14 protein-coding genes are annotated in these 13645 nt (G+C 61.4%); all 14 read left to right on the top strand.

Annotated features, from left to right (window positions below):
* The first annotated feature begins 1 nt into the window (after window position 1).
* The 14 genes from AYK82_RS01075 (at window position 2) to AYK82_RS01015 (ending at window position 13549) form a co-directional block, all read left to right on the top strand.
* Window positions 2-1849, top strand: coding sequence for a phage major capsid protein (locus tag AYK82_RS01075; protein ID WP_068310460.1), 1848 nt, complete (start codon window positions 2-4; stop codon window positions 1847-1849).
* A gap of 89 nt (window positions 1850-1938) precedes the next feature.
* Window positions 1939-2142: a hypothetical protein gene (locus AYK82_RS01070; RefSeq protein WP_068310458.1), complete on the top strand. Its 204-nt coding sequence runs from the start codon at window positions 1939-1941 to the stop codon at window positions 2140-2142.
* Window positions 2143-2252: 110 nt separating this feature from the next.
* Window positions 2253-2426, top strand: a complete 174-nt coding sequence (locus AYK82_RS17915) for a hypothetical protein (RefSeq protein WP_156453226.1) — start codon at window positions 2253-2255, stop codon at window positions 2424-2426.
* Window positions 2423-2734, top strand: coding sequence for a head-tail joining protein (locus tag AYK82_RS01065; protein WP_068310456.1), 312 nt, complete (start codon window positions 2423-2425; stop codon window positions 2732-2734). The genes AYK82_RS17915 and AYK82_RS01065 overlap by 4 nt, the downstream gene beginning before the upstream one ends.
* An 8-nt stretch (window positions 2735-2742) precedes the next feature.
* Complete coding sequence (locus tag AYK82_RS01060) at window positions 2743-3192, top strand: hypothetical protein (protein ID WP_068310454.1); 450 nt, start codon at window positions 2743-2745, stop codon at window positions 3190-3192.
* A 33-nt stretch (window positions 3193-3225) separates the two neighbouring features.
* Complete coding sequence (locus tag AYK82_RS01055) at window positions 3226-3618, top strand: hypothetical protein (protein ID WP_068310453.1); 393 nt, start codon at window positions 3226-3228, stop codon at window positions 3616-3618.
* A gap of 87 nt (window positions 3619-3705) precedes the next feature.
* A complete protein-coding gene (locus AYK82_RS01050; RefSeq protein ID WP_068310451.1) occupies window positions 3706-4044 on the top strand; it encodes a hypothetical protein in 339 nt (112 codons plus the stop codon).
* A gap of 133 nt (window positions 4045-4177) precedes the next feature.
* Complete coding sequence (locus AYK82_RS01045; RefSeq protein WP_068310450.1) at window positions 4178-5908, top strand: phage tail tape measure family protein; 1731 nt, start codon at window positions 4178-4180, stop codon at window positions 5906-5908.
* Window positions 5909-5920: 12 nt separating this feature from the next.
* Complete coding sequence (locus AYK82_RS01040; RefSeq protein ID WP_068310448.1) at window positions 5921-6553, top strand: DUF2460 domain-containing protein; 633 nt, start codon at window positions 5921-5923, stop codon at window positions 6551-6553.
* A complete protein-coding gene (locus tag AYK82_RS01035) occupies window positions 6550-7458 on the top strand; it encodes a DUF2163 domain-containing protein (protein ID WP_068310446.1) in 909 nt (302 codons plus the stop codon). Before AYK82_RS01040 ends, AYK82_RS01035 begins: the two co-directional genes overlap by 4 nt.
* Entirely contained in the window at window positions 7433-7870 is a 438-nt protein-coding gene (locus AYK82_RS01030; protein WP_068310444.1) for an NlpC/P60 family protein, read from the top strand. The genes AYK82_RS01035 and AYK82_RS01030 overlap by 26 nt, the downstream gene beginning before the upstream one ends.
* A 4-nt stretch (window positions 7871-7874) precedes the next feature.
* Window positions 7875-11858, top strand: coding sequence for a baseplate multidomain protein megatron (locus AYK82_RS01025; protein ID WP_068310442.1), 3984 nt, complete (start codon window positions 7875-7877; stop codon window positions 11856-11858).
* A gap of 19 nt (window positions 11859-11877) precedes the next feature.
* On the top strand, window positions 11878-12672 hold the full coding sequence (locus AYK82_RS01020; protein WP_068310441.1) for a DUF2793 domain-containing protein: 795 nt from the start codon (window positions 11878-11880) through the stop codon (window positions 12670-12672).
* Window positions 12673-12742: 70 nt separating this feature from the next.
* Window positions 12743-13549: a glycoside hydrolase family 108 protein gene (locus AYK82_RS01015; RefSeq protein ID WP_068310439.1), complete on the top strand. Its 807-nt coding sequence runs from the start codon at window positions 12743-12745 to the stop codon at window positions 13547-13549.
* The last annotated feature ends 96 nt before the right edge of the window (window positions 13550-13645 follow it).

Below are 13645 nucleotides of genomic sequence, written 5' to 3'. Positions count from 1 at the left end.
CATGCCAACAGATGATTTGAAGCTGCCGGAGCGGTTGTTCCGGCAGGGGGCTTTTGTGCGCGCCGATGAGGGGGCGCAGGAAGATTTGCTGGAGCTGTCGTTTTCCTCTGATGCGCCCGTTCGCCAGTGGTGGGGCGTTGAAATTCTGGGCCACGAGAGCGACGAAATCGACCTTGCCTTTATGGGCAGCGGGCGGGCGCCCTTGCTGATTGATCACCGTGCCAGCGTCGATAGTCAGGTGGGCGTTATCGAGCGCGTGCAGATCAGCGCGGGCAAGGGCCGGGCGTGGGTGCGCTTTGGCAAATCGGCGCGGGCGCTGGAGATCCGGCAGCGGGTTCTGGATGGCGAATTGACCAATGTTTCGGTTGGCTACCGGATCCACAAGGCCCGGCTGGAAGAAGAGAACGATAGTGATCTGGATGTGTACCGCGTGACCCGCTGGACCCCGCACGAAATCTCGATTGTCCCGGTTCCCGCAGATCCCTCTGTCGGGGTTGGCCGGGCGCAATCGGAAGGGAATGTTGTTTCCATTGCACTTGAGAGAAAGGCTGATGCAATGCCCAAACCTATTGAAGCTGAAACCCCTCACAGCGGCCCCACTGAAGAAGAGCTGGCCAAGATCCGCGGGGCAGCTGCGGAAAAAGAGGCGGTGCGTATTCGCGAGATCGAAGCCACGGCGGCTGAGTGGAATTGCCGTGATCTGGTGAAAGACGCGGTGCGCTCGGGCATGGGCGCGGACGAATTTTCGACAAAAGTGCTGTTGCAGATGGGCGAGCGCGGGCAGGAGAAAATCTCTGCTGCCGCCGATATCGGCATGAGCCGCAAGGAGCGCAAGCAGTTCTCGTTCGTGCGGGCCTTGAACGCGCTTGCCTATCCCTCCAATGCCAATTTCCGCGAGGCGGCCAAGTTCGAGTTTGAATGTTCCGATGAAGCGGCGAAGAAACGGGGCAAGGAAGCCACCGGCATTCTTGTGCCTGCCGATGTGATGCGCGCAGATGTGACCGGGCAAACCCGCAATCTGGCCACAACATCGGTTGCCGCTGGCGGGGCGCTGGTCTCGGAAAACCTGCTGGCCAGCAGCTTTGTGGAGCTGATGCGCAAGCGTGCGGTGGTGATGGGCATGGGTGCGCGCATGCTGCATGATCTGGAGGGCAACTTTAAAATCCCGCGCATGGTTGGCGGGGCGACCGCCTACTGGGTGGGGGAAAGCGAAGATGTGACCAAGAGCGCCGCCGCTTTTGACCAGATCGACCTGACCCCGCACACATTGGGCGCGTTTACGGATTATTCGCGCCGTCTGCTTATCCAGTCCTCGCTGGATGTGGAGGCGATGGTGCGCGATGATCTGGCCAAGGTGATCGGCCTTGAGGTGAGCCGGGCGGCGCTGCACAGCAATGGCAGCGACGATACCCCCAAAGGGATCGCCGCAACAACGGGCATTAACGCCACCGGCTTTGCCGCAAATGACCCCACCTTTGCCGAGGTGGTGGCGATGGAGACGGCGGTTTCAACCGATGATGCCGATATCGGGGCGCTTGGCTATATCGTCAATGCCAAGATGCGCGGTTCCATGAAAACCACGGTGAAGGCGGCGGGCACGGCGCAGTTTATCTGGGAACAAGGCAACACGGTGAACGGCTACAACACCGGGGTTTCCAATCAGGTGCTGGATCAAAACGCCTTCTTTGGCAACTGGGCAGATCTGCTGATCGCGCTTTGGACCGGGGTGGATCTCACCGTTGATCCGTTTACCAAGTCCACCAGCGGCACGGTGCGTGTGGTTGCCATGCAGGATGTGGATTTTGCCGTGCGCCATCCGCAGAGCTTTTGCCACGCCTTTACGGCCTGATCGCTTGTGAGGGCATGCAGGCAGCCGGATCCTCCGGCTGTTTCTGGGTCAATTTTTTATCGTTCCACCGGTTTTAAAGAGGGCAGGTTATGGCTGCAAAGATGAAGATCGAGATTTTGAAGCGCACGGTTTGCGAGGGCGAACCGGTTGCACCAGGGGATGTGGTGAGCGCGAGCGAGAAGGATGCAAAATTCCTGATTAATATGAAAAAGGCGGAGAAGACCACCAAGCGGGTTGGCAAAGCCAAAGCTGGCGACAAGCCAAAGGAAGAGGGCGCTGCAGCGGCAGACTAACGCACACGCGCACAGGCACCTAGGCGCACAAGACAGGGGAAACGGGCACACAGGACAGGGAAGACGGGAGGTGCTTTGACAAGGCCTCCCGTTTTTCTTGGGGCTGTATCGTGATGGGCTCTGAGGACGAGGGCATTCCAGTGAAGAAAGAACGACTTGGCACCACCTGCTTAAAACCGTCAAAGCCGCTGACAGCGAAAGAGCTTATGCGGGCGGTGGGCAAGGCCGGTGTAAACCGGGCAGTTGGCATCAAGGGCGGGCAGCAAATGGTGAAGCGGCAATGATTGATTTTGAGGGTGATCTGAACGAGATGCTGCGAACGGATGCGTTTGCAACAACGGCGACCTATGCTCTTCGCAGCGGGGCAACCGGCAAGCTGACCGGGATCCTGACCAACGAGGGGGAGGAAAGCTCTTTTGGCGAGGTTGGCCTGCTCACAGCCAAACCGGTGTTTGCGGTGAAAACCAGCGCTATCCCCGAGGAGTTTGACGAGGGGGCCGAGCTGCTGATTGACGGGCAGCGCTTTACAGCGGCCAGCGGCCCCATGAGTGACGGGGCGGGTCTTAGCCAGATCCTGCTGGAGCGCGAATAGGGGCGGGCATGGCACATATCAGAACGCAGGTGCGCGACCGGGTTGCAGCAGCTTTAACGGGGTTGCCGCTGAGCGGATCACGCTGTTTTGTCACGCGCACCTTTCCGCTGGAGCACAAGCGTCTGCCAGCGTTGCTGGTCTATGTGCTGGATGAACAAAGCCAGCCTGCGGAAATGGGAACGCCGCGCGATATAGAACGGCAGATGAGCGTGACCATTGAAGCGATTGCTGATGGCAGGGGCTTTGACGAGGAGCTGGACCAGATCGCGGTGGAGGTTGAAACCGCGCTGGCGCGCAGCAGCTTGCTTGGCGGGCTGGTCAAGGAGCTTTATCTGCAATCCAGCAGTTTGGACATAGCCACGGGCCGGGAGCGCGGCGAGCGGCGGCACGGGGTGTTAACTTTGCGCTATCTGGCTTTTGCCATTGCCCGCGAGGATGACCCGCAAAGCGCGCTGTAAACATAGATTTTTACCAAATCAGGAGAACAGAGCATGCCTTTAATTCACGGCAATAAGGGCAGTGTGACTGCTGGCGGCAAGGATGTTGCCAAGGTGCAGAGCTTCAACCTCAACGTGGAAGCGCCCGTATCCGATGCCACCGCCATGGGGGAGGCGTGGGAAACGCATCTGGCGGGCGCTCCCAAGCGCTGGTCGGGCTCGATCAGCGCCAAGCGGGTGGCAGGGGATGAGGGACAGGCAGAGCTTGGCGCCGGGGCTTCTGTGGTGCTGCACCTTTATTATAGCGGCAATGTGGCTGGCGAGATTTACGGCTCCGGCACGGCAACGGTGACCAGCGTGCAGCATGCGCAAGGGCGCTCGGAAACCATTGATATGACCTTCGAGTTTACCGGCAATGGCCCGCTGAGCGAAGAGGCGGTGGCGTAAGCGGCGGTTTTTTTTGGGCAACGGGTGCGGCAGTCTGTTGGTGCAGGCTGCCTTTTTGTTAGGTGTTAAGACAAGGATCTTAAGAGGATGCGGGCAATCGAGCGGGTGAAGAGCCATTACAAGCGGGCAAAAAGCCAGTGTGTCGAGGTGAGCGAATGGGGCGATAGCGGCGCGCCATTCAAGATCTATTTTGATCCGATGACGCCCAGACAACGCAAGCGGATCTCCGATGAATTCGAGAGCATGGATGCGGAGGCCTTTGTTGAAGTTTTGATGATGAAGGGGCAGGACGCGGCCGGTGCAAAGCTCTTCAATGCCGATGACCGGCACAAGCTTTTGACAGAAGCGGACGGGGCGATCATTGGCCGGATTGCACTGGTTATGCTTGGCCCTTGCGATGCGGGGGAGCTGGAAAAAAACTCCTGAGCGATCCGTGGCGAATGTTTTTGTTCAAGCTTGCGGATCGCTTGCACATGCGGGTTGCGGATCTTGAGGATTGGCCGGAGCCCGAGCTGTTGGAATGGTCAATATTCCTGAGAATTGCCGGGGAGCCGAACTCATGAGCGTGCCGGATCTGGTTTATAACGTGCGGGCCAACGACAAGTCGCGGGCGGCGTTCGAGCGCAATCGGCGGGAGTTACAAAAGACGCGGCGGGAAACAAAGCTGCTTAACATGGATATGGGAACACTTGGCAAATCCATGGGGGCAATGCGGGTGCTTCCGGCAGCTGCGGCGGCGGCGACCCTTGCCAAGTTGACCACCGCCATAAAAACCGCTGTTTCTGAAGCCTCCCGACTTGCCAAGGTTGCCGATAAGGTGGGCGTAACCACGGACGAATTGCAGCGGCTGCGCTACGGGTTTGAGCTCGCCGGAGTGGCCGCCGGCACCACGGATACGGCGTTGCAGCGGTTCTCGCGGCGGGTGGCGGAGGCGGCCAACGGCTCGGGCGTTCTGCACGATATTCTGAAGGCAAATGGTATCCAGCTGCGCGATAGCAGCGGCCGGATGAAAACCCAAAGCCGGATATTGGGGGAATATGCGCAGCTGATTAAAAACGCCAGCTCGGAGCAAGAGCGGTTGTTGCTGAGCTTTAAGGCCTTTGACCGCGAGGGGGCCGGGCTGGTGCTGGCGCTTAAGAACGGCTCCAAGGGCCTTGATGAGTTGATGGGCAAGGCGGCTGAGGCAGGCGGGGTTCTGGATGAAAAACTGTTGCGCAAGGCTGAAAAGATTGATGATGAATTTGCCCGAATGTGGCGCACCTTCGAGCTTGGGGCCAAGCGGGCGACATTGGCCGCTGCAAGCGTCATGGATGCGGTGTTTAACGCGCCGGTTACCGAGCCAACCCTGAAGGATTTACAGGCAGAGTTTGCGCGCAAACTGCCGGGGCTTGCCAGTGAATTGTCGCTTGCCCGCTCCTTGGGGGATGAGGCCCGTATTGCGCAGATCGAGAGGCAGATCGAGGCGGTAAATGCCCGCCTTGCCGGTATCCAGCGCGAGCGCCAGGCGCGCCAATTGGGTTTTGCAGGCGGACCGGCCACGCGCGGTGGCCGCCGTGGGCGAAAAACCGACAAGCCGACAATCATTCCCGATCGGACAACGGCTCGCAGCGCCGCTGTGGCTGGCCCCTCCCTAAAGACGCAGGAGGCTTATGGACGGGTGCTGGCGCAGCTGCAATTCGAACGTGATCTGCTTGGCATGAACGCGCAGGAGCAGCGACGGGCCAATGCGCTGCGCCTTGCCGGGGTGGAGGCGACCAGCAAGCAGGGGCAGGCACTTATCAAGCTGAGCGACGAGATCGATGCGCAGACCAAAGCGCAGCAACAGCACAATGAAGCTGTGAGTTTGCTTGGCGGGATGGCGCAGGATTCCCTGTCGCAGTTTATCGCGGCTCTGGGAATGGCTGATACGGCGGCAGGAAGACTGGTGGCAACGCTGGCAGAGGCGGCGTTGCAGGCGGCCTTTATGGGGCAGGGCCCGCTTGCCTCCCTGTTTGGCACCTCTGCGCAAACAAATCTGTCGGCAGGACTTTTGAACACGTTCAAGGGGTTTTTTGCTGGCGGCGGCGTGCTGGGGGCAGGCCAGTGGGGCATTGCCGGGGAGAACGGCCCCGAACCGGTGGTGGGACCGGCGCGGATTATCGCCAACAAGGAGGCCTTTGGCGGCGCGGAGCGGGCCATTGTGGTCAATCAGTACATTCAAACGGCTGATGTGGAGAGCTTCCGCCAGTCGCAAGGGCAGGTGCAGGGAATGTTGGTTGATGCCTTGAGCCGCGGGCAGCGCAACCGGTAAAGTGAGGCAGCTATGCTGGAAGAGTTCCACGATATCCGGTTTCCGCCGGATATCTCGTTAGGCGCACGGGGCGGGCCGCAGCGTAAAACGCAAATTGTGGTGCGGGCCAACGGGCAGGAAACCCGCAACCAGCAATGGGCCGATAGCCGGCGGCGCTACAACGCGGCCAAGGGGCTGCGCTCCATCAATGATCTTTACAAGGTGATCGACTTTTTTGAAGAGCGGCGCGGGCGCCTGCATGCATTTCGTTGGAAGGACTGGGCGGATTACAAAAGTTGCCCGCCCGGCAGTCATATCGGTGCGCAAGACCAGGTGCTGGGCATTGGTGATGGCGTGCAAAAGGCATTCCAGCTGGTGAAGAGCTATGGCGCTGCCTTCCAGCCCTATACGCGCAAGATCCTGTTGCCTGCGGACACTGCGCCGGTGGTGGTCGCCGTGGGCGGTGTCCCGGGGGCAGAGTTTGTGCTGGATCGCAACACCGGGCTGATCACTTTTGCCGCCGCCCCGCCTTTAGGAGCGCAAGTGACAGCGGGGTTTGAGTTTGATGTTCCTGCCCGCTTTGACACGGACACGCTGGAAGTAACGCTCAGTGCCCATGTGCAGGGCAGTGTGAATAATATCCCGATTGTCGAGGTGTTGATATGAAACAGCTTAATCCGGAATTTGCCGCGCACCTCTTGGGCAATTGTACCAGTTTGTGCTGGTGCTGGCAGATCATGCGGCGCGACGGGGTACGCCTTGGCTTTACCGACCATGACAGGGCGCTGCGCTTTGCGGGGATCACATTCGAGGCGGCGGCCGGATTTACCGGCAGCGATGTGGAGGCAAGCCTCGGCCTTGCGGTGAACAATATGGAGGTGGAAGGCGCGTTTTCTTCTGACAGGATCAGCGAAAGCGACATTGCCGCCGGTCTTTATGATGATGCGCAGATCGTGCTTTACCGGGTGAACTGGCAGGATCCGTCGCAGCGGGAAATCATGCAGCGCGGCAATCTGGGGGAGGTGAGCCGCGGCGAGCTGGCCTTTAGTGCCGAATTGCGCAGTCTGGCGCACCGGCTGAACCAGAACACCGGCCGCACCTATCAATATGGCTGTGATGCGCAGCTGGGGGATAGCCGCTGCGGTGTGGACTTGCAGGCCCCGCAGAACAAGGGCGCGGGCCATGTCATCGCGGTGCGGGAGCGGGTGTTTACCTGTGCGGGGCTTGGCGGCTTTGCCGCTGACCGGTTCTCATGGGGGCAGCTGCACTGGATGAGCGGCGCCAACAAAGGCGGGCGGGTCAAAGTCAAACTGCACAAGCTGGCAGTTGGCGGCGCGGAACAGAGCGGGACTGCGGAGCTGACCCTCTGGCAAGCGCCGGTGCAGCCTATCGCGGCGGGCGACACGTTTACCGTGTTTGCCGGATGCGCCCATACCTTTGCCGCGTGTAAAGACAAGTTTGCCAATGCGGTGAACTATCGCGGCTTTCCGCATATGCCGGGGCCTGACTTTGTTTTGTCCTATGCAAATCAGGACGAGCAGAAGAATGACGGGTCGGCCTATGTCAAATGAGGTTACCCTGCTGGCGCGGGAATGGCTGGGCACGCCCTATCATCATCAGGCCAGCGTCAAAGGGGTGGGCTGCGATTGCCTTGGACTTATACGCGGGATCTGGCGCGAGCTTTATGGCAGCGAGCCGCAAGAACTGCCGGCTTACACCCCTGACTGGGGGGAGGTGGCAACCTGCGAAACGCTGTTGGATGCCGCTCATACCTACTTCCGGCAGGCAGAGCTGGAGCCGCCCGCCCCCGGGGCCGTGGTGGTGTTCCGCATGCGCGCCGGTGCCATGGCAAAACATGCGGGGCTGATAAGCGGCCCTGACAAGATGATCCATGCGCAAGAGGGCGCGGGGGTTGTCGAGGTTCCCTATTCAGGGTGGTGGCAGCGCCGCGCGGTGGCTGCTTTTTGTTTTCCAGACAGGTGAAAAAATGGCAACGCTTGTTTTAACGGCGGCGGCCTCGGCGGTTGCCGGGGCCACAGGTGCGGGCGCCGTCGCTACATTTGCGCTCACCGCAGCGGCAACGGTTGCCGGGACGTATCTTGATAATATGCTGGTGTCCGCCTTCACTCCGGGCAGTAAAAGCCATGTGGAGGGGCAGCGGCTGGAGAACCTGCAGGTGATGGGATCCAGCGAAGGGGCGGTGGTTCCTTTTGTGGTTGGCCGGGCGCGGGTGGCGGGCCAAGTGATCTGGGCGACCAATCTGCACGAGGTTGTGAGCACCAAAACGCAAAAGCATGGCGGCAAATCAGGCGGTGGCCGCTCTTCTACGGTGACACAAACAACCTACAGCTACTTTGCCAATTTTGCCGTTGGTCTTTGTGAAGGGCCGATCTCGGAAATCTTGCGCGTGTGGGCAGATGGCAAGGAAGTTGACACCAGCAAGATCACCATGCGCGTTTACAAAGGCGACGAGGCGCAGGAAGCGGATCCGCTGATTGCGGCCAAGCAGGGCAGCGCGGATGCGCCCGCCTATCGCGGCCTTGCCTATGTGGTGTTTGAAGAGCTGCCGCTGGCCGCTTATGGCAACCGCCTGCCACAAATGAGTTTTGAAGTGGTGCGTGCTGTTGGCTATGAGGAAGAACGCTTGCCAGCGGTGGCGCTTATTCCCGGTGCTACCGAGTTTGGCTATTCCAAAACACCGGTGAAAGATAGCAGGGGCGGGCCAACCACCGCCTATAACAACCGGCACACGCTGTGCGCTAAAACCGATTGGGAGCACTCCCTAGACCTGTTGCAAAGCACCTGCCCCGCCTGCAAGCGGGTGTCGCTGGTGGTGGCGTGGTTTGGCGATGACTTGCGGGCAGGGGAATGCACAATCGCGCCGCGCGTAGAAGCGCGCAAACGCACCACGCCGATTGAATGGCAGGTGGCGGGGCTGTCACGCGGGGCCGCAAGATTGGTGAGCTATGTGGAGGGCAAACCCGCTTACGGGGGCAGTCCTTCGGACAGTGTTGTGATCGAGGCAATTCAGGATCTGAAGGCGCGCGGGCTGGAGGTGATGCTGTGCCCCTTCGTGATGATGGATATTGCAAGGGATAACGGCCTGCCGGATCCGTACGGGGCGGCAGAGCAAAACGCCTATCCGTGGCGCGGGCGCATCACCTGCCATCCGGCAGCGGGGCAACCGGACAGTGTGGACAAAAGCGCCGCTGCCGCTGTGCAGGTAGCCCGCTTTATGGGCAGCGCCAAAGCGGCGGATTTTACCGGTTCCGACGGCTTTGACAGCTTTGACAGCAGCGCTGACGGCTTTGAAGGTGAGGCTGAGGGCTCCAATGCCAGCTCCGGAGAATGGCGCTATGCCCGGTTTGTGTTGCATATGGCCAATCTTGCCCGCCGGGCTGGCGGGGTGGAGGCGTTTGTCATCGGCTCGGAGATGGTGGGGCTCACCCGCGTGCGCGGCGCGGGGGGGGATTATCCCTTTGTGGAGGGATTGAAATCATTGGCCAGCGAGGCGCGGGCGCTGCTCGGCCCTGCCTGCAAAATCGGCTACGGGGCCGACTGGAGCGAATACCACTCGCACCAGACCATCGAGGGCGATCTGGTGTTCCATCTGGATCCGCTGTGGGCGCATGAGGATATCGATTTTATCGGCATCGACAATTATCTGCCGCTGACCGACTGGCGCGACCAGGAAGCCCATGCGGATCACGGGCAGGGTACGCAATCCATCCATGATCTGAATTATCTGAAGGCCGGTATCGAGGGCGGCGAATATTACGACTGGTATTATGCCAGTGAAGAGGACCGGCTAAACCAGACCCGCACCCCCATTGCCGATCTTGCGCACGGGGAACACTGGATCTACCGGCAGAAGGATCTGCGCGGCTGGTGGCAAAACCCGCATCACAACCACCGCAAGGGGGTGCGCCAGAGCACACCCACGGATTGGGTACCAATGTCCAAGCCGATCTGGTTTACCGAGTTCGGCTGTCCGGCCATCGACAAGGGGGCCAATCAGCCCAATGTGTTTTATGATCCCAAGTCTGCCGAAAGCGAGGTGCCCTACTTCTCGTCCGGCGCGCGCGATGATCTGATCCAGCGCCGTTATCTGCGGGCCATGCTGGACTATTGGCAGCCGCAGGCGGGCCACAATCCCGTAAGCCCGGTCTATAACGGGCCGATGGTGGACGCTGCCCATATGTACGCCTGGGCGTGGGATGTGCGCCCGTTTCCCTCGTTTCCTGTGGAGAGCGACACGTGGGCCGACTGGGGCAACTTCACCACCGGCCACTGGCTGTCAGGGCGCGTGGGCGGTGTTTGTGTTGACGGGTTTGCCCGGCTGCTGATGGAGCGGGCGGGCCTGCGCGAGGGCATAGACTTTATCACCGGCGGGGCCGACGGGGTTGCCGACGGGTTCCTGATCTCGTCCATTGCCAGTGCGCGCAGCGTTCTGGAAACGCTTGGCGCGGCGTTCTTCTTTGATGCGGTGGAGACAGGTGGCCGGGTGGCGTTTTGCCCGCGCCGCTCCCGCTATCCGCTTGCCGAGATTGCAGCAGAGCAACTGGTTGACCAGGGCAAGGGCAAAGAGCGTGTTGCCATCACACGGGCGCAGGAAACCGAATTGCCCGCCGTGGTGCGGGTGACGGCCTATGACAGCGCCAAGGATTTTAATTTGGTCACGGCGGAAGCGCTGGAAGGGGCGGTGTCCACACAGCGGGTTGTGACCACGGATCTGCCGGTGGTGACCAGTTTTGACCGTTTGCAGAGCATGGCAGAAAGCCTGTTGCAGGAGGCATGGGCCTCGCGCGAGCGGCTCAGCTTTGTGTTGCCGCCCACGGATCTGCAGATTGAGCCGGGCGATTATCTCAAGCTGTCCCTCAGCGGGCGCACGTTTGCGGTGCGGGTGCTTTCTGTGAAGGATGGCGAGGCGCGCATGATTGAAGCGGTGAGCTATGACGGGCCGGTTTACGAGGCCACCAAAGGGGCGGCCCGCGCCTTTGTCTCGCAAGGCCAGGCGCTGCAGGCGGCGCCGGTGGCGGTGTTTATCGACGGGCCGCTTTTGCGCGATCAGGACACCGCGTGGCAAGGCTATCTGAGCGGCTATCAGTTGCCGTTTGCTCCCGGAATGGCGTTCCTCTCCAGTCCGGTGACCAGCGGCTATGAGCTGCGGGCGGCACTTGACCGGCAAGGTATCTTGGGGGAGCTGCGCGCGCCCTTGCCAGCCGGGCCGCTGTATCGCTGGGACAGTTGTAACAGGGTCGAGCTGAAGCTTTACAGCGGGGCGCTGGCCTCCTTGCCGGAAGATCTGGTGTTTGCCGGTGGCAATGCCTTGCTGATTGAAGGGGCAGGGGGTGAATGGGAGCTGCTGCAATTTGCCACTGCCGAGCTTACCGGCCCGCGCACCTACACTTTAAGCAAGCTGCTGCGCGGGCAACGGGGCAGTGAACCGGGCATGGGCGCACCGGCTGGAGCCCGTGTCGTGGTGCTGGAGGGCGGCATAACACAAAACGGGCTGTCGCGCGCGGAGCTGGGCCTGCCGCTTAACTGGCGCGCCGGAAAGGCCGGGGCTGCTGCGGGATCGGATGACTACACCGGTTACAGGAAAACCTTTAGCGGCAAAGGCGAGCGGCCGCTGGCACCGGTGCACTTATCCGCTCAGCGGCTGGCCGGGGGTACACTTGTGCTGCGCTGGATAAGGCGCACGCGCACAGGCGGGGACAGCTGGGAGGTGGCGGAGGTCCCGCTTGGGGAAGCCTCTGAGGCCTACAGCATCGAGATCCATCAAGGGGGCGTTTTAAAGCGCTCCTTTTCTGTTTCTGGTGAGGCGGCTGCCAAAGGGTCTGTTGCCTACACGCTGGCGCAGCAAACAGAGGACTTTGGCGGGCCTGCGCCTGCCTTTGCCTTCAAGGTGGCGCAGCTCTCGCAAAGCTATGGCACCGGTGTGAGGGCAACGGGCGCCTACGTGCCCTGAGACTTTAACGAGGTGAGAGATGGACAAGACGCAAAAACTGGCCCTGCCGATGATCGCAGCGGCGCAGGCGCAAAAGCATGTGACCCATAACGAGGCGCTGTTCCTGCTGGACCAGCTGGTGCAGCTGGCCGCGCTGTCGGCCAGTGAGAGCGCGCCCCCCGCAGATGTGGCGGCAGGCAGCCGCTATCTGGTGCCAGAGGGGGGCAGCGGGGCGTTTGCGGGCGCGGCGGGCAAGATCGCCGTTTATGACAGTGTGGAAGGCGGGGACGGCGTTGAAGTCGGGGACGGCGTCTGGCTGTTCCTCAGTCCGCAAAGTGGCTGGCGCTGCTGGGTGGAGGACGAGGCCAAGCTGCTGGTCTATCATCAAGGCGCGTGGCAGGAGGCCACAAGTGGCGGTGATGGCGGCAATGGCTCCTTGCCGGACTTCTCCAAACAGAACAGCACGGTGGTGAGCGGCACGGCGCACGGGGCGGCCTCTTCCATGGTCACGGTGGAGGAAGAGCTAACACTTGCCGGGGCGAGTGTGGCTAGCAGCGCGGTGATCCCGGCGCGGGCGATTGTGTTTTGTGTGAGCGTGCGCACCACCCGGCAGATCGAGGGGGCCAGCGCCTTTGATTGTGGCATCGCCGGTGAACCTGCGAAGTTCGGCGGCTCGCTCTCCAAATGGCTGGACAGCACCAATGCAGGGGTGATCGGCCCGACAGCGTTTTACAGCGACACGCCGGTGGTGCTTACCGCCAAGGGCGGGGCGTTTACGAGCGGCAAGGTGCGCCTCGCGCTGCATTACTTCCTGCCCACCGCACCGCAAAGCTAGGCACCTCCCGCCTTTACCCAAAGACCAATAGAGGCACTCTCCCGACACATGGCCAAGGAGCCTTAAGCCCATGCAAGCAAGTTTCCAACTGGTGATCGCCAAATTGTTGCAGCACGAGGGCGGCTATGCCAACCGGCCGCGCTATGCGGATCCGGGCGGGGCGACCAAATACGGCATCACCCGCGCCACGCTATCGGGCTGGCTGGGGCGCACGGCCAGCATTGCCGATGTGAAGGCGCTCAAGCTGGAAACGGCGGTTGCCATTTACAAGGCGCAATATTGGCAGGCGGTGCGGGCGGACCAGCTGCCCGCCGGTGTGGATTACGCGGTGTTCGACTTTGCGGTGAACTCCGGCCCGGCGCGGGCGGCCAAGTGCTTGCAACAGCTGCTGGGGGTGAGTGTGGACGGGGTGATCGGGGCGCAAACGCTGGCCGCCGCCGCTGCCCGTCCGCCTGCCGTGCTTATCCGCGAGTATTGTGCGGCGCGTCTTGCCTTTATGCGCCGCCTGAAAAACTGGCGCTACAACAAAAACGGCTGGAGCAACCGCGTGGCCGAGGTGGAGCGGGCCGCGCTGGACCTGGCCCGCAGAAGCCGCAGCGAGTTGCAGGTGATGGCGCAGCGCCAACCGGATGCGCCCAAACTTGCATCCATTGCGGCCAAACCGGCGTCGCAGATGGCCAAGGCGCGGGGTGAGGACACCAGCGCCGTTGAGGCATGGAAAACTCCGGAGGGGCTGGCAACGGTAACAGGAGCGCTTTCCGGCCTTTCCGGCATGGCCGCAGGGGGCGGACCGCTGCAATGGGCCTTTGCCGCCGTGTTGGTGATTGCGGCGCTGGTGATCGGCGCACGCATTCTCAAAAAGACACGGGAGGCCTGAATATGGGCCTGAATATGGGCTGGTTCTCGCTGATACTTGGCAGCAAGGCAGGGCGTGTGCTGCTGGCTCTGCTTGCCTTTATTGCCGCACTGGCGG

Source organism: Polycladidibacter hongkongensis (genome assembly GCF_001561995.1).
Lineage (GTDB): Bacteria > Pseudomonadota > Alphaproteobacteria > Rhizobiales > Stappiaceae > Pseudovibrio > Pseudovibrio hongkongensis.
The sequence above is the reverse complement of the archived record's forward strand: the minus strand, read 5'-3'. Positions and strand labels throughout refer to the sequence as shown.

What these genes read in the sequence shown, in the direction of transcription:
- AYK82_RS01040 (WP_068310448.1), top strand. Translation starts at nt 5,921, where the DNA reads ATGCTGGAAGAGTTCCACGATATCCGGTTTCCGCCGGATATCTCGTTA.
- AYK82_RS01055 (WP_068310453.1), top strand. Translation starts at nt 3,226, where the DNA reads ATGCCTTTAATTCACGGCAATAAGGGCAGTGTGACTGCTGGCGGCAAG.
- AYK82_RS01075 (WP_068310460.1), top strand. Translation starts at nt 2, where the DNA reads ATGCCAACAGATGATTTGAAGCTGCCGGAGCGGTTGTTCCGGCAGGGG.
- AYK82_RS01070 (WP_068310458.1), top strand. Translation starts at nt 1,939, where the DNA reads ATGGCTGCAAAGATGAAGATCGAGATTTTGAAGCGCACGGTTTGCGAG.
- AYK82_RS01035 (WP_068310446.1), top strand. Translation starts at nt 6,550, where the DNA reads ATGAAACAGCTTAATCCGGAATTTGCCGCGCACCTCTTGGGCAATTGT.
- AYK82_RS01025 (WP_068310442.1), top strand. Translation starts at nt 7,875, where the DNA reads ATGGCAACGCTTGTTTTAACGGCGGCGGCCTCGGCGGTTGCCGGGGCC.
- AYK82_RS01020 (WP_068310441.1), top strand. Translation starts at nt 11,878, where the DNA reads ATGGACAAGACGCAAAAACTGGCCCTGCCGATGATCGCAGCGGCGCAG.
- AYK82_RS01060 (WP_068310454.1), top strand. Translation starts at nt 2,743, where the DNA reads ATGGCACATATCAGAACGCAGGTGCGCGACCGGGTTGCAGCAGCTTTA.
- AYK82_RS01015 (WP_068310439.1), top strand. Translation starts at nt 12,743, where the DNA reads ATGCAAGCAAGTTTCCAACTGGTGATCGCCAAATTGTTGCAGCACGAG.
- AYK82_RS01050 (WP_068310451.1), top strand. Translation starts at nt 3,706, where the DNA reads ATGCGGGCAATCGAGCGGGTGAAGAGCCATTACAAGCGGGCAAAAAGC.
- AYK82_RS01045 (WP_068310450.1), top strand. Translation starts at nt 4,178, where the DNA reads ATGAGCGTGCCGGATCTGGTTTATAACGTGCGGGCCAACGACAAGTCG.
- AYK82_RS01065 (WP_068310456.1), top strand. Translation starts at nt 2,423, where the DNA reads ATGATTGATTTTGAGGGTGATCTGAACGAGATGCTGCGAACGGATGCG.
- AYK82_RS01030 (WP_068310444.1), top strand. Translation starts at nt 7,433, where the DNA reads ATGACGGGTCGGCCTATGTCAAATGAGGTTACCCTGCTGGCGCGGGAA.